At 63.0% G+C, this 16,042-nt stretch carries 11 protein-coding genes; 8 read left to right on the forward strand and 3 right to left on the reverse strand.

The annotated features are described in order from the left end of the window. The first annotated feature begins 65 nt into the window (after window positions 1–65). From NKJ57_RS17190 to NKJ57_RS17210, 5 genes are all read left to right on the forward strand, one after another. Complete coding sequence (locus tag NKJ57_RS17190) at window positions 66–824, forward strand: PP2C family protein-serine/threonine phosphatase (RefSeq protein WP_352511504.1); 759 nt, start codon at window positions 66–68, stop codon at window positions 822–824. Further along, window positions 821–3,232 carry a serine/threonine-protein kinase gene (locus NKJ57_RS17195; RefSeq protein WP_352511503.1) on the forward strand — a complete coding sequence of 804 codons (2,412 nt, stop codon included), beginning with the start codon at window positions 821–823 and terminating at the stop codon, window positions 3,230–3,232. The genes NKJ57_RS17190 and NKJ57_RS17195 overlap by 4 nt, the downstream gene beginning before the upstream one ends. A gap of 12 nt (window positions 3,233–3,244) precedes the next feature. Further along, window positions 3,245–3,706 (forward strand): DUF1036 domain-containing protein, encoded by a 462-nt coding sequence (locus NKJ57_RS17200; protein ID WP_023667922.1) that lies wholly within the window; start codon window positions 3,245–3,247, stop codon window positions 3,704–3,706. Then, the gene (locus NKJ57_RS17205; RefSeq protein ID WP_352511501.1) at window positions 3,703–6,099 is read left to right on the forward strand and encodes a M23 family metallopeptidase; all 2,397 of its coding nucleotides are present in this window, start codon (window positions 3,703–3,705) and stop codon (window positions 6,097–6,099) included. Before NKJ57_RS17200 ends, NKJ57_RS17205 begins: the two co-directional genes overlap by 4 nt. Window positions 6,100–6,364: 265 nt before the next feature. Continuing rightward, window positions 6,365–7,978, forward strand: coding sequence for a caspase family protein (locus NKJ57_RS17210; RefSeq protein ID WP_023695271.1), 1,614 nt, complete (start codon window positions 6,365–6,367; stop codon window positions 7,976–7,978). Window positions 7,979–8,057: 79 nt separating this feature from the next. On the opposite strand, the gene NKJ57_RS17215 is transcribed toward NKJ57_RS17210, so the two are convergent. After that, entirely contained in the window at window positions 8,058–8,594 is a 537-nt protein-coding gene (locus tag NKJ57_RS17215) for an OmpA family protein (RefSeq protein WP_023682635.1), read from the reverse strand. 160 nt (window positions 8,595–8,754) lie between these two features. Here NKJ57_RS17215 and NKJ57_RS17220 point away from each other — a divergent pair, with 160 nt between their 5' ends. Further along, a complete protein-coding gene (locus NKJ57_RS17220) occupies window positions 8,755–9,387 on the forward strand; it encodes a DUF6931 family protein (protein WP_245265448.1) in 633 nt (210 codons plus the stop codon). A gap of 58 nt (window positions 9,388–9,445) precedes the next feature. Here the strand turns inward: NKJ57_RS17220 and NKJ57_RS17225 are convergent, their stop codons facing one another. Both NKJ57_RS17225 and NKJ57_RS17230 read right to left on the reverse strand, forming a co-directional pair. Continuing rightward, window positions 9,446–10,702, reverse strand: a complete 1,257-nt coding sequence (locus NKJ57_RS17225; protein WP_352573733.1) for a caspase family protein — start codon at window positions 10,700–10,702, stop codon at window positions 9,446–9,448. Window positions 10,703–10,746: 44 nt separating this feature from the next. Then, window positions 10,747–11,832, reverse strand: a complete 1,086-nt coding sequence (locus NKJ57_RS17230) for an OmpA family protein (RefSeq protein ID WP_352511499.1) — start codon at window positions 11,830–11,832, stop codon at window positions 10,747–10,749. A gap of 411 nt (window positions 11,833–12,243) precedes the next feature. On the opposite strand from NKJ57_RS17230, the gene NKJ57_RS17235 reads away from it, so the two are divergent. Then, window positions 12,244–12,858: a LuxR C-terminal-related transcriptional regulator gene (locus tag NKJ57_RS17235; protein WP_352573735.1), complete on the forward strand. Its 615-nt coding sequence runs from the start codon at window positions 12,244–12,246 to the stop codon at window positions 12,856–12,858. Window positions 12,859–13,194: 336 nt separating this feature from the next. Beyond that, a complete protein-coding gene (locus NKJ57_RS17240) occupies window positions 13,195–16,002 on the forward strand; it encodes a DUF5801 repeats-in-toxin domain-containing protein (RefSeq protein WP_023726320.1) in 2,808 nt (935 codons plus the stop codon). Window positions 16,003–16,042 lie beyond the last annotated feature (40 nt).

The raw sequence follows: 16,042 nt of genomic DNA on the forward strand, positions 1-16,042 counted from the left end.
CTAATGAATGGGGCTGTGGCAGACTGGCCAGGCACGTCAGCCAAGGCGTTGCGGAGCGTAGGCAAGTGAACGATGCCGCCTTTGAGAGCTACGGCGTGAGCCACAAGGGCTGCGTGCGCGACCACAATGAGGACAGCTTTCTGGTCGAGCCGCGAATCGGCCTCTGGGTGGTGGCCGACGGCATGGGCGGGCACGAGGCCGGAGAAGTCGCTTCGGCAAGCATTGTCGAGCATCTGGCGACGATCGGCATCGCCAGTTCGGCGCCGGATCTGCGCGCGCGCTTTGAGGATCGGCTGAACCGGGCGCATGCCGAGATTCGCCGGATTTCGCGCTCACGCGGCGTGACCATCGGCTCCACCGTTGCCGCACTGCTGGCCATGGACGGCAGGTTCGCCTGCCTGTGGTCGGGCGACAGCCGCGTCTATCTCGTGCGCAACGCCGCGATCTCGCAGATTTCGCGCGACCACACCGAGGTGCAGGAACTGCTCGACAGCGGCGCGATCAGCGCAGCCGAAGCGGAGAACTGGCCGCGCCGCAACGTCATCACCCGCGCCATCGGCGTCAACGACGAAATCGCCATCGACTTCCAGCAAGGAGAGACCCTTGCCGGCGACATTTTCATCCTCAGCACGGACGGGCTGACGGCGCATGTCAGCGACGCGGAAATTGCGGCAGCAGTGCTCTCGGCAGCGCCGCAGGCTGCCTGCGAAAAGCTGCTTACCATGGTGCTCGAGCGCGGCGGCACCGACAACGTCACCATCGTGCTGGTCAAGATCAGAGACAAAGGCAATGGCCTGTCCCGTGCAGGAGGCCAAGACCGATGAGCTCCGACGACAAGACCCGGCTATTGCCCAACATGGCGGATACCAGCGTCGGCACGCAGCTCAGCGGCATCTACGAGCTCGACGAACGCATCGCGTCGGGCGGCATGGGCGAAGTCTATCGCGGCCACAACATCCAGACCGGCGATCATGTCGCGATCAAGATCGTGCTGCCGGAATTCGCCCGCGATCAGACGATCCTGTCGCTGTTTCGCAAGGAAGCCTCGATCCTCAACCATCTGTCGCATGACGCGGTCGTGCGCTACCACGTCTTCACCATAGATCCCGGCATCGGGCGGCCCTATCTGGCGATGGAATTCGTCGACGGCCAGTCGCTCTACGACATCATGCGCGGCGGGGCGATGGCGACTCCGGATGTGCGCAAACTGTGCCACCGGCTGGCCTCGGGCCTGAGCGCCGTGCACCAGGCCGGCGCCATCCACCGCGATCTTTCGCCCGACAACATCATCCTGCCGGGAGGCCGGGTCGAGCGGGCAAAAATCATCGATTTCGGCATTGCGCGGTCGGCGGCGGTCGGCGGCGAGACGCTGATCGGCGGCAAGTTTGCCGGAAAATACAATTACGTCTCCCCCGAGCAGCTCGGGCTCTATGGCGGCGAGGTCAGCGAACAGTCCGACATCTACAGCCTGGGGCTGGTGCTGGCGGCGGCGCTGCGCGGCAAGCCGATCGATATGGGCGGCTCGCAATACGAGATCGTCGAAAAACGGCGGACCGTCCCTGATCTCTCCGGCATCGATGCCGATTTCAGGGACATCGTCGAAGCGATGCTGCAGCCTGACCCGGATGATCGACCGGCCAGCATGGCCGAAATCGCCCGGTTGACGCGCGACGACAGCGACGCGACCTTGCCGCCGGCATCGCTCGCGCCCCGGCCCGGTCTGCCGCGAACCGGGCAGACCGCAGGGCCTGTCTCGAAGATCGGGGACTCGCCGGCCCAAGGCTTCGGTTCGGCCCCGCCAAGCGCCACGGCGGAGCCGTCTTTCGTGCCGCACGTGCGCCCGGCGCACCTGTCGCAGCCGAAACCGGCTGCTGAAACTCCCAAGCGAGCAAGCACACCGCCGAAGCGTGCTACTACAGGCAGAAATCTGACGATCGCGGTGCTGGCGGCGGTGGCCGTGGTATCGCTTGGAGGGCTCTATGCATCGGGTATCGTGGGATTCGGAGACCGGCCTCGCGTCACCGACACCGGCAAGCCGCTCCAACCCGAACTGACAAAGCCGATCGTCGCTGACAAGCCCGTTTCGGACACTGCGCCGGTCGAGAAGACGGTGCCAAAGCCGCAACCAGCGGAGACTCCGGCTGAAGATCAGGCCAAAGCGCCGGTCGAGCCGCAGCCGACGCCACCAGTCGCGTCGAGCGCTACGGCCCCGCTGCCGGCCGCACCAACCGACAAGACCGTCGCGCTGCAACCGCCATCCGGCCCGTCACAGTCCGATGCCGCGAAGAACCCCGAGCCTGTCAGTCCGCCGGTAGAGCCCAAGGCGACAGCGCCAGCCACGCAAACACCTGAACCGACGGCCGAGGCCCCCAAACCCACAGCACCGACGCCGGAACCCACCGCTCAAGCGCCCGAGCCCAAGGCGCAGGCGCCTGAACCGACCGCGCAGGCGCCCAAGCCGGACACGCAGGCGCCTGAACCGACCGCGGAGCCTAAGCCGAGCCAGCCCGATATCGCCAGCGGTGAGCAGGCCGACAAGCCGGCAGAGCCCGACATTGCCATGAACGTGCCCAAGCCGGAGGTGCCGCCACCGGCCGATGCGGCCGCGGAGCGGGTCACCTGGGTACGCGCCTTCAATGGTGGTGATTGTTTTTTTGCGACGGTGACGTCGGTCGCCGACAAGGGTGTCGCGATCGAGGGCTTCGGCATGTCGGTGCCACCCTTCGAACAGTTGCTTGGGGAATTCCAGGCGAAGTTCCATGTCGAGCCGGATATCAGCGTCCGCCTTATCCAGCCCCCGCAATGCGGGATCACCGGCTTCCTGCGTTTCATGGGCGCGAGCACGGCCGACAGGCCGCAGCTTGTCCTCGACCAGACATCGGTGCCGGACGGCTCGCCGATCGACGGCACGCTGATGACGCATGGCGGGCTGGTGTCGAGCGTGTTCCTGATCGACCACAGGGGCATCGCCTTCAACCTCGACGATCATGTTGTCGTACAAGCCGACAAGGCGACCTTCTCGATCCCGATCGGGCTCGGCGCCGCCGACAAGGCGGCAGGCAAGGCGTTGCCGCAGATCATCATGGTGATCACCGGCCCGGACGACATCAAAGCGGCGGACTTCTCGACGCCGACGCCGGCCTCGGTGCTGTTGCCCAGGATACTCGACGAGATCGGCGCCAGGAGTTCGGCATTTTCGGCGACCGCCAAATACTTCCGCCTCGGCGGCTAGGCACCGACGCCGATGCAACGCCGTCGCCGAGATCCCGTCCTGCTTGCCCGGAACGTGCGCGTGAAGCTCGCCGCGAGCGCGGTCGCGACGCTGTTGCTGGCGCTTCTTTCCACCGGGCAGGCGCGCGCCGAATTCACCGTCTGCAACCAGACGCTCGACGTTGTCAATCTTGCCGTCGGCCAGAAGGTCGACGATGCCGACCAGACCGATGGCTGGTGGACCATCGGCGCCAATCAATGCGTCAACGTCATCCGCGAGGAGCTGACCAACCGCTACATCTACATCTACGCGACGGATGTCTTCGGCCACGCCATCCTGGCAGGCTCCACCGACATGTGCATCGAGCGGCGGCGGTTCTCGATCCGCGGCATCGATGAATGCTGGCAGCGCGGCCATATCGCGGCGAAGTTTCTCGAAGTCGACACGCAGGAACAGGTGCGCTGGACCTTCTTCCTGACCGGAAGCGCACCGTGACGCACAGCATCGACACCAGCTTCAAGGCAAAGAAGCAGGCGCGCGCCGCGCTACGCAGGCGCAGGATCTGGCTCGGGCTGGCGGCTGGCCTGGCGACAATCGTCCTCGCCGCGATTGCCACCGGCTTCTATCTTACCGCCGACTACTGGTCGTTCCGCGACGAGGACGAGGAACTGCATGCCGTCGAAGACTCGGACGACGTGCCGGCCGACGCATCGGTCTACGTGCCGGCCATCATCGACCTTGCCGGCGACCCGATGTGGATCACACTGGCGCCGGAGGCGGGCGCCGCCAAGAGCCGCGGGATGCCGCGCCCGACGGAGCTCGACCAGGCCGGCATCTCCCCTCAGATCATGGTTCTCTCCGACGTGATGCTGAGCGCCAGCGAAAAATTCATGACGACGATCCCCTCGACGCAGGAGGATTTCGCCTTCTTCCAGGCGCAGCGGAAGACCGCGGTCGCGCCACCCGCCGAACCCAGCGATCCGCAGAATGACCTGCAGAACGATCTTCAACCATCGCCCGGCGCGGACGGGGCTCCGGCGGCCTCCGGCCCAGCTCCTGACCCGCAGGTCGCTCCGGGTGCATCGGCGGCGGCCGATGACCCCGAGGCCGGCTGGGGCGAGACCATCGATGAGGGCGAAGCAGCACTCCCCGCCTTTCAGAAAACACCGGTCGAAAACAACACCAGCGTTGCCACCGTCAGCTCGGAATACCAGCGCTTCGAGGCGACCGAGGACATTTTCGTGAAAATCCTCAACGACCGCAGCCTGGACAGCGTGGCGCTCGATGCGCATCTTTCCGCCGACGACGCAAAGCTTGCCGGCGAGGCGCTGAAGGCGCTGTTCGACAAGGACGGCCTGCAGTCTGGTTATGTCGTGGCGATGCGCGGCTTCAGGCCGACGCGCGAGACCACGACGATGTCGCTGATGCAGGTTTCGATCTACGCCAGGAACGTCTTTGTCGGCACGCTGACACGCAACGCGGCCGGTGCCTTCGTGTCGGGCGTCGACCCGTGGGTGCGCGAGGACCTGTTCAATTATTCGGGCGCCGAGACCGAAGGCACGCAGAAACGGCAATACCGCCTGCTCGACGCGATCTATTCGACGGCGGCCCGCAACAATGTGCCGAGCGGCATCATTGGCGAAGCCATCATGTATCTGTCGCGGGGACAGGATCTGGATGCTTTCGCCAGCGAGGACCAGCGTCTTGTGCTGATCTATTCGCAGACGCCGCGCGGCAAGAACGAGACCGACGGACGGGTGCTCTATGTCGGTATCCAAGGCACGCAAAAGAGCTTGGATTGTTTCGTTTTCCAGCAGAGCGACGGCCAGTTTTCCTGCGTCTCGGGCGATGACCAGGTGCGCTCGCTGACGGTGGCCAACGGCATGGTGACGCCGGTCAACGGTGTCATGACGTCGACCTTCGGGCCGCGCAAGCATCCGATCCTGGGCGTTGTTCGCATCCACAAGGGCGTCGACTGGGCGGCACCCGTGGGGACCCCGATCGCCGCAGCCTTCGACGGCGAGATCATCTTCCAGGGCGACGGCGGCGGCTACGGCAATGTGGTCAAGATCGCCCATGGCGGCGGCCGCGAGACGCGCTACGCGCATATGTCGAAATTCGCCATTGCCAGCGGTGTCGGCACCAAGGTGAAGGCCGGCGACATCATCGGCTATATCGGCACCACCGGCCTGTCGACCGGGCCACATTTGCATTTCGAACTCTACCAGAGCGGTCAGGCGATCGATCCGCTCGGAACAGTGACCGCTGCAATCGCCGTCACTTCCAGCGATCCCGCCGTCGAAACGCTGACCGACCGTATCGTCCACGTCGAATCGGGCGGTAGCGCGCGGGCCAAGAACCCGCTGTCTTCGGCGACAGGCGCCGGCCAGTTCATATCCAAGACCTGGATCCGGATGATGAACACCTATCGTCCCGAACTCGCGCGATCGCTGTCGACCGCAGACCTGCTCGCTTTGCGCTACGACGCCACCATCTCGCGTGAGATGGTGCGCAATCTGGCGCGCGAGGGCGAAGCCTATCTCAAGGCGCGCGGCCATCAGATTACCGCCGGCCGGCTCTATCTCTGCCATTTCCTCGGCATGGAAGGCGCACATCAGGTGCTGGCGTCGCCGGGATCGGCGCAGTTGAGCGCCGTGCTCGGCTCGTCCGTTATCCAGGCCAACCCGTTTCTTGCCGGCAAGACCGCCAGCTACGTCGTCGACTGGGCGGAACGGAAGATGGGCCGCAAATTGCCGACGCCCGCCACCACCGATGCGGGCCAGCAGACGACGACGGAAGTCCGCCAGACATCGCCGGAGTTCGAAAAATACAAGCAGGCGATAACGGCACTGGTCGGCTCGATCCAAAATACTCTTGAGCCGGGCTAGAGCTGGCAGTTCGCCCCGGCTTTCGCCAAGCCGATTGGTTCTGAGGCCGGCGAATGGTATGTTTGCGGATATTTGGGAAGGTTTTTGGGTCCTTGTGAACCAAAACTGTGGCTGGGATCACATACGCCCAACAGCCATTTTGGCAGAAGCGATACAGTCGCTGGTGAAATTTAGCATGCGCAGCCATCAATAACGCGCCCCATTGGGGCGGAGGGCCGATCCCATGAAAGCGTTTGCCGTCCTTTTGAGCGGATTTTTTCTGTTAATGCTGACCGCGCTTGGCACCGTCCAGGCGGCGGCGCCGGATGCCGGTGGCGTCAAACGCGTCGCGCTGGTCATCGGCAACAGCAAATACGTCCATGCCGTCGAATTGCCCAATCCGGCCAATGACGCGCATCTCATCGCATCGACGCTGCGCAATGCCGGCTTCGAGGTGATCGAGGGCGTCGACCAGGACAATGCCGGCATGCACAGCCTGATCAGCAAATTCACCGAGCAGTCCTACGATGCCGACCTCGCCGTCATTTTCTATGCCGGCCACGGCATGCAGGTCGACGGCAAGAACTTTTTGATCCCGGTCGACGCCGAACTGACGTCACCTGCCTATCTCAAGACCCGCACCGTCCAGATCGACGACTTCATGGCCGCATTGCCACCCGACCCGGCGGTCGGCGTCATCATCCTCGATGCCTGCCGCGACAATCCGCTGGCACGCACACTGGCGGCCGCGATGCCGAAGACCCGCTCCACCGCGCTGGGCACCGGCCTGGCGCCGATCGACCCTAAATCAGAGGGCGTCGGCACCGGCGGCATCCTGATTGCTTATGCCACCGACCCGGGCGCCATCGCCTTTGACGGCAACGGCGTCGACAGCCCCTACTCGACCGCGCTCGCCAGGCACCTGACCGAACCCGGCATCGAGATCCAGAGCGCGCTGACGCGGGTGCGCGGCGAAGTGGCCGAGACCACGCAAGGCCGCCAGCGGCCATGGCACAACGCATCGCTGGGCCGCGAGGTTTTCCTTGGCAAACCGGCCGCCGAAGCCGTGCCGGTGGCAAAACCGGCCGCCGACGACGCGAACGCCGCGACAGCGCCCGCCCCTGCCCCCGTCACCAGCGAACCGCCTTCGTGGGAAGTCGAGCAGCGGCTTTGGGACGAGGCCTCGAAGCGCAACACCGCGCCATTCTACGAAGCCTATCTCGAACAGTTCCCGAATGGCCGCTTCGCCACGGTGGCGCGGCTCAACATCGATGCGCTGAACGATCCGAAAGCCCAGGAACGGCAGGTGGCAGCGCTCGATGCCGACGAAGCGAACTCGGGTTCTGCCGTGCGCACCTCGGTCGGCATTTCGGACGACATGAAGAAGGTGCTGGGCACCGAGGCGACGGAGAACGCGATCGGTCTCGATCGCCAGGGCCGCATCGACCTGCAATTGCGCGTCGAGGCGCTGGGCAACGAGCTTGGCCGCGTTGACGGCAATATCGGCGCCAAGACCCGGCAAGCGATCGGCGACTGGCAAGAGGGGAACGGGCTGCCTCCGACCACCTTCCTGACGCGCGAGCAACTGGCATTCCTGGTTATCCAGACGGATCCGATGATGGAGGCCGTGCGTGCCAAGCATGAGGCCGACCAGGCCGGCGTGGACAAGCCGAAAAAACAGATGGTGCAGAAGGCCCGCACGCTGAAGCCGGTGGCGGAAAAGCCACGCAAGAAGCAGTACGCCCAGAAGCCGCGCCGACAGCAGCAGTTCGTGCAGAAAAGGCGCAACCGGGAGGTCGTGCGCGAGGATGAGCCGCCGCCGCGGGACAACAATGATTTCCTGACCAAGGCGCTGATCTTCGGCACCGGCGTAGCGGTCGGCGGCGTGCTCAAGAACTGATCGATCACATCGAACGACAAAAACGCCGCGTGTCCGTTGGACGCGCGGCGTTGATGGCCGGAAAACGCAGCCGGCGACGCTACTGCGCCTTGATCCGCATCTCGACCCGGCGATTGACGGGATCGTAGGGGTCGGGGTTGCGTGGATTGGCCTCGCCGAGACCGACCGCCTTGATGCGGGTGGCTTCGATGCCGTTGGATTCGAGGAAGGCCGTCACCGACTGCGCCCTGCGCTGCGACAGCCCCTCATTGTAGGTCGCCGAGCCGGATGCGTCGGTATAGCCTTCGACGACGAAGGACAGCTTGCTCAGCCGATCGTCCTTCAGCGCCTTGGCGAATTCGTCGAGTTCGCTGCGCGCCTTGGCGTCGAGCTCGGACGAATCCAGGCTGAAATTGATCAGCATATCGAGGCCGGTCTTCTCCGGAGGCTTTTCTTTCTGGCCGGTCTTGCTCTTGCACTCGTCCTCGGTGCCGACACAAATCCCGCGTGCCGCGCCGTGATCGATCGTGCCGGCAAAGAACTTCACAATGTCTTCCGATTTCTGAAGTGGGTCGGCATAGACGTGAGTCGAGAAAAGCACGGTCGCCAATGCCAAGACTGAAATGTGCCGCTGCATAACGGTTACTCCCGTTTCGAGCATCCGATTTTCACTCAGGCCCGATCCATGGATCCGGGCCAACTCTTCCTGTTCGACAATGATCTGTCGAGATCACGGTCGGCTGTGGAATATACCAAACCGTGAGGCGTTTGTCTGTGAACAACGTCATGGACATGTGGTGGTCGACAGACTTGACCCGCGCCTCGCAGGCGGGTTGAGTGAGGGCTGGGGGAGGATAACAGCAGCGATGGTCAACGGGCTTCGATTCCAGACCGCACGCGATCTCTTCGCCGCGAACACGGCTGTCGCTCGGGACATGACGGCCGTTCCGACCGACCAACCCTCGCTCGAGTTCTGCCGCCGGCTGATGGCCGGGCGCATCCCCGAGGAAGCGATTACCTTTTGCGCCTATCTCCTGCCTGACCGGGCCGCAATCTGGTGGGGCCATGAGTGCCTGGGGCATCTGACCGAGCTGCTCGAAGAGCAGGACCTCGCAACGCTGACACTGATCCAGGAGTGGGTCGGCGACCCCAACAATGCAACCCGCCGGGAGGCTGTCGCCGGGGCGGCGATGACGCAGCAGCACACGCCTGCCGGCTGGATCGCGCTAGCGGCGCAACGGCACATCAATGGCCTGACGCCGCAGACCAACGGGTCGAGGCTGCGGCCGCTGCCGGCTGCGCATGCCGTCAATGCCGGCATACTGGCCGGACTGGCGCGGGTTGCGGTGGCGGACCGTTTCTCCGTGCTCACCGCCTTTGTCGAGATGGGCATCCATCTGGCCGAAACCGAGGCGCTGCGCCGAGCCTGATTGCTCTGGATCGTGATGAGATTTCATTGAAATCTGATCCAACCCATTGTTGGCGGTCTCATTTGCAGCCGTTTTGCGCCCATTTGCCGAGTGCCACCTTGAAGCGCGTGCCCAGCGGGTGTTGCAGGCGCAACACCGAGGCATCATTGGTGACGTAGGTCTTGGCCTGGTCGCACAGCCGCTCCTCGGTCCATTGATGACAGTTGCTGCACTGGTTGTCCCAGACGGACTTTTCCAGGCCCTCGACCGGACTGAAGTGCGGCTTGCCCTGGATGAGTTGGGCGATGCTCTTGCCGTCGATCGCCGGGTCGCCGAAATTGACCGGAACATCGAAAAGGATTGGCGCGTCCGAGCCCAGCTTCGGAATTTCCTCACGCAGCTGTTCCAGCGCCTGCTCGCCGGCGTCCGTACCCGGCGGATTGGCGGCCGCGCCGGTGCGCGCCTGCGTATCGCCTTCGGGCGCAGCCGGGCCGGAATCGCCGACGATCAGCGGCGCCTTGAGATCGACCTTGTGAAGCACGACATCGGTGGTCAGCGAAACGTTGATCCAGGGCCGCTGGCGTCCGGCTGTGGCCTTGAACACATCCGACGTAACCCGGTTCATCGCTTCGGTGATCGAGACGTTGACCTCGCCGATATGGGCAAGCAGCGCCGCCGAAAATGGCGAGTGCTCGCCCGGTCCGTCATAGGCGAGCTGGTTGGGACTGGCAGCGAAGGCGACCAGCGTGCCGGCGCCGCCATTCTCGATCGGTATTTCGGCAAGGCCGCTGCTTGCCGTGCTGTCGCCGCCAGTCTCCTTGGCAAGCACATCGGCGAGCGGGTTGTCGCGGCAGGCGTCGAGGAACACCAGCCTGATGCTGGTCTCGCGCGACATCTGCCGCAGGATGAAGTCCACCTGCACGGCTTCGAAGTCGAGCGAGGTCTCGTCCTCCAGCGCCGCATCGACAGGCAGCAGGTAATTCCTGCCCGAGACCTGCAGGCCATGACCGGCATAGAAGAACAGCGCGATATCGGCGCCACGCACCTGCCGCGCGAATTGCGCGATCTTTTCCTGCGTCTGCGCCTTGGTGAGATCGAGGCCGGAGACGATTTCGAAGCCCAGCCCCTTCAGGCGATCGGACATTGCCTGCGCATCGTTCACCGGATTGGGCAGCACCGGCGCGTTCCGGTAATGGGAATTGCCGAGCACCAGGGCGATGCGGCGTTCGGCACTGGCCGCGGTCATGGTAATGGTCATGGTCAACGCAAGCGCCAGCACGGCGAGGCCGATGCCGCGCATGAAGTTGCCGCAACTTGCAATCATGTCCAAACGCACCGGATTCCTTTTCGGTCGACGGGCCTTCTCAGTTAAGGACCGGCTCAGTTGGCGAGCGGCGTGGCGGAGAACTCGATCCGCCGGTTCAGCGCCTTGTTCTTCGGCGTATCGTTCGGCGCCACCGGCTTTTCCTCGCCATAGCCGGAAGCCGTGATCTGCGCCGATGGAATGCCCGCAGCGATGATCGCGTCGGCGACCGCCTTGGCGCGCCGTTCCGACAGGTTCTTGTTGGCCGTCGGCGACCCGTCGGAATCGGTATGGCCCGAAACCTCGACCTTCAGTTTCGGACATTTGCCGACGACGCCGACCACCTCGGCCAGCAGTGGGCGGCTCTTTTCATCGAGCCGAGCGCTGGCTGGGCGAAAATAGACGGCGCCGGTGCGCGACAGCACCTCGAACCTGTTCAGGCATTCATCGTCGCTGAAGGACGTCTTGCCTGCATCTGTGGCGACCGGCCCGGCATCGGCTGGGGCTGCGGCCGCGACGGCAGGCGTGGCCGCAGGCTTGGCGCCATTAGCGGTGAAGACGAAATCGAACGACACCGAAGCCGTAGGGACGATGCTGCTGACATTGGCCGCCTGCTGGAGTTTTTCGATGTTGGGCAACAGGCCGAAATCCTCGACATGCACGGCGACCGGCGCCTCCGAGGCGATCGACACCATGCTGTCGGTGATCATGGTGACCACGACATTGGCCTCAAGGTCCTTGTCGACGCCGTGCAGGCTCAGGCGAAACGGGATATGCGCGCTCATGCGCCGTTTGGTGGCGAGATCGGCAAAAGCGGCGGGATCGACTTTCGCCGTCACTTCCGCCGTCGGGAATTTGAAGGTTTCGAAGAACAGGAAGCGCATGCGGACATTGCGAAGGTCGATACCGGTGTCGACCGAGTTGAGGTCGAACGTGACCTTGGCGGCGCCATCCGATGTCAGCGTGCCCGAGAGGTTCCTGATCTTGTTGGTTTCGACAATGGTGTTCTTCTTCACCGATTGATAGGTGAGCGTCGAATTCGCCGGATCGAGCGTCCAGTTCGGCTTCGCATTCGCCACTTCCGGTGCGAGCAGCAACAGCCCGAATACAGCGGCGACGAGAGCAAGGGCGCCGACGATGCGCCGGCCCTTTGAGAACGGCATTCGTTGCCGAAAAAATCCGCCGACCTCGAACATTGATGCCCCGCCTCAGGACAACAGACCTCAGTTCCGATCACGGCTGTCGAACGCAGTGATGCCAGCGAGCATAGAACATATGATTTGGCTTTGCGAGTAGCTCCGCCTGTCTGCCCAAGGGGAGAAGACAGCTCAAAAATCCGTCATCACTGGCAGCTTAACAGGCGTCAAATCCAGAGGCGCCTTGCGCGATCACGAGCGCTTCGGCGGGCCTGTCGAACGCAGAAAATGCCATTCATAGCCTTGAATATACTACAATATTAGCAACTCCTTGACAATCGACCGAAGCTCTGGTTTCTTGACATATTAAACAAAGTTCGTTGCGTTTTTTACGGACGTGTTCCCATGTCGAGCTTGGTAGTCGCGGACCCGCGGGGGGTGTATCTCGCCGGTCTGGAGTGGGTTTTGCGGAAGGCGGGACACAGCGTTGTCGCAGAATGCCACCACACGATTGAGGTTCTCCCCTTGGTGGAGCGCCACCGGCCCGATCTTGTCATCATAGGGTTGGATGGTGTGGACCGGCAGACGGCCGGCCTTTCCGCAAGGCTGAGAGCCACCAGCAGCCCTTTGGGCATCATCTACATCCTGCAGCCAAACGGCGGATTCGACTTCAACGAAATCCCCAAGCTCGATGCCGACGGCCTGCTGATGGACGGCATCAGCCACAGCTACCTTGTCGAATGCGCCAATGCAGTGGCAGGCGGCCGAAAGTGGGTCGACGACCATATCCTCCAGCATCTGCTGACGCCGAGATCGCTGCCTCAGCGCGCGCCAAAGCTTACTGGACGCGAGACGGAAGTCGCCGGCCTTGTTTCACGCGGCCTGCGCAACAAGATCATTGCGCAGCGACTGCATGTATCCGAAGGCACGGTGAAGATGCACCTGCATCACGTCTACGAGAAGCTCCGCCTCGGCAGCAGGGCGGAACTCGCCTGGGCGACTTTTGGCGAAGCTTCCGACCATCTGGGACCAAGTCACAAAAGCGGGCTTTGATCCTACCTTCGGCGAGCTGGCAAGGCAGGCTGCGTCGACAAGATGCCGACAAAAGGCCGGAAACCCACGGCATATCGATCGATCCATACCAACGCGGTTGCCCGCGAGCGCCTGTCGCGGCTCGATCTTTCGAAGGATGTATATCGTTCGATCAGGTAGGGGCATTCACCATAACACTATCGAACCGCGAATGGACGCGTCCTCTGCGTCGGCGGCACAATGGAGGATAAACGGCCGCAATTCTGTGCGCCGGCGGATGCCCTGGGGTAGGTGCATCCGACATCGGGTGGGGGTGAACCCCTTTTCTTGATGTTGTTCAAAAAGGGGAGAATCTCCATGGCAATCGACATCACAGCTCATGACATCATCATCGATGAGAGCGCTGGCCTCACGGACAATGATATTGACCCATCCGATCCGCTGTACAGCACCAACACCACGCTGCAATATCTGCTGAATCTTGGCACCGCGCTGGAGGTCGCCTTCAAGGAGGACTTCGTGGTGGCCTCCGCGGACCCAGGGGAGACCATCACCTCGGTCGTTCTCGCCCAGGACTCTTCGGGAACTGCGTTTTCACCCACCGACGGCGCGGTCACCGGCATCCGGACGGTCGATGGCAATTATGTCTGGCTGTTCCAGGACCCGAACAATGCAGACGTCGTGATCGGCGTCATTGGGACCTCTGACCCGACCTCAGTTGGCGAGCCCGATCCATTACTCGATCCCCTCGCCTTCTCGTTTGCGCTGGACGGCGACGCGGACCTGTACCTGGTCCAGTACGTGGCGTTGATGAATCCGGACCCTGACAACGCGGACGTCGATCTAATCGATCTGGATCAGCTAGTCTACGCCTCGGTCACCGGGACCAGCGTCCTGAATTTCAGCTCGCTTGGTGACGCCCCTCCCGGACACAACAAGTGGTATATCCTCGACGCTGACACGGCGAGCACGCAGAAGATCCTGGTCACGGCTCATGACAATGGCGTACAGGCTGAAGTCAATGTCAGCACGCAAGGCCTGGGCGTCTCATCACAAGACGTGCGCTTTGGCCGTGAGCTTCAGATCGACCTGATCAACGGCGGCACCCAGAGCGCCGGCAAGAACTTTACCAACACGCCGACCGCGCCGAACTACACAGATCACATCGAGACCGTCTCCACCGCGGGTTTCTCGATTTCGCAGTCTACTCCGACCCATACCGTGGCTGACATAGAGGTCCACGCCTACAACAATGATGACAACGCGAAAGGCGCCACGTTACCGGGTGATGACAACGATGCGGAAGTCAACATCGCCTCAGTGACTTTCAAGCTGAACGGCGTGGTAACGGATGCCGCCACCCTGGGCATCACGGTTGATTACACCAACCTGGGAGTGATCCTTCACAATGTCGGCGAGGGTGTGACGGTCGATTTCACCGCAGACGCAACCTTTGACCGCTTCACTATCAAGAACATTGACGAGCAAAAAGACTATTTCGATGTCAAGGAAGTGCATTTCGGCACAGATCAGACCAACGTCGCCAGCGCAGAGGTCGGCTCCTTGATCAACTTCGACGATGACGGCCCATCGATCGTGCCGTCCGGCAATGACGTACCGACCCTGGTGGTCGGCGATTCGGACTTCGTTACCGACGACTCGACCAGCTTCGCGGCGCTGTTCACGCCGAACTTTGGCGTCGATGGACCAGCGGCCACCGACGATGTGACCTACACGCTGGATGTACTCGGCGGCGGCAGTAACGTCGCCAGCGGCGTGTTCGATACGCTCAGCGGCCTTGAGGTGCTTCTCAATGTTGTCGGCGGCGACATCGTCGGCACTGCCGGCACGGATGAGGTGTTCCGCATCTCGGTCGATGCCGACGGCAACGTGACCCTCGACCAGTCGCGTGCGGTTGTCCATGGCGATCCAACCGATCCCGTAGAGGCGGACACTCCGGTCATCCTTGCCGCCAACCTGGTGAGCCTGACCGCAACCGCAACCGACGGCGACGGCGACAGCGCGCACACCTCGGTCGACATAGGCGGTGCCTTCACCTTCGAAGACACCGGGCCGGCAATTGCTGTGGAGAACGCAACCGGTGACTACGACAGTGGCGCCCATGGCACCTGGACGCACGACCCAGGCGCCGACGGGTTCAACCTGCTGGGCGTAACGCTGGACGATTATACAATCGACTCCAACCCGACGGTAACGTCGGGCCTATCCCTGACACCGGACGCGGCAGACCCTTACACCTTCACAGGCTCGATCCACGATGACTTCAACGGCGACGGCACGGCTGAAGACGTGGACTTCACACTGACCTTCGATCCGGTCAACGGCACTTACGACCTTGACGTCGACACCCCTCCCGGAACGATCACGACCTTCGACACCACACAGGGTTCGCTGAAGGCGGGCGGTCCGGACGCGGTGCAAACGCTGCAATTCCCGCCGACCGGTCACGACGGTGACGTCATCTTCTTCAGCAATCTGGTGACCGCTCCCCTGGAGAATGGGGCGGGCAGTTTCCCGAACGACATCGAAGACCTGGTCAACAATGACCCTACCGAGGCAACGCTGGAGGGGTATGGTGCCACTAGCCTGATCAACAGCTCATCGAAGATGAACGTGTCGACTTCGGGCATCGGCGTCAACAACAACAACCTCGACGGCAAGAGCGGGGGTACCCCGCTGTTCGCCGGCACCTCAATCACCTCGGGCGACGAGAGCTTCGTGGTCAATCCCCAGCAAGACGTGGATAAGGTCACGGTCTATATCGACAACTCCGTCGGCGGCTACAACCCGGCTACGGAAGACCTCTATTACATCGTCTACTATACGGACGGTACCGTCAGCGGTCCTACCGACGTGACGGCGGGCATGCTCAGCAATGCCCCGCGCCACGACCCGCTCATTCCTGACGTCGCGGAGGGCGGGAAGTACTTCGAGATCGACGGCGGCGCGAAGCAGATCGAGGCGGTCCAGCTCATCATGGGCGTGGGCACCGTCAAGATCCCCGTGATTCAGTTCTCGCTCGAGCAGGAGTCCAACCCGGCGCCGCTCGACCTGGATTTCACGGCCAATCTCGTCGACGGCGACAATGACAGCTTTACCGACACGTTCTCGGTCCATGTCGACGCCCCGGACGGCATCATCTGACCCGACACCGGGCGGGCGCCTTTCCTGGCGCCCGGCCGGC

Origin of the sequence: Mesorhizobium sp. M0077, from assembly GCF_040322955.1 — a bacterium.
Lineage (GTDB): Bacteria > Pseudomonadota > Alphaproteobacteria > Rhizobiales > Rhizobiaceae > Mesorhizobium.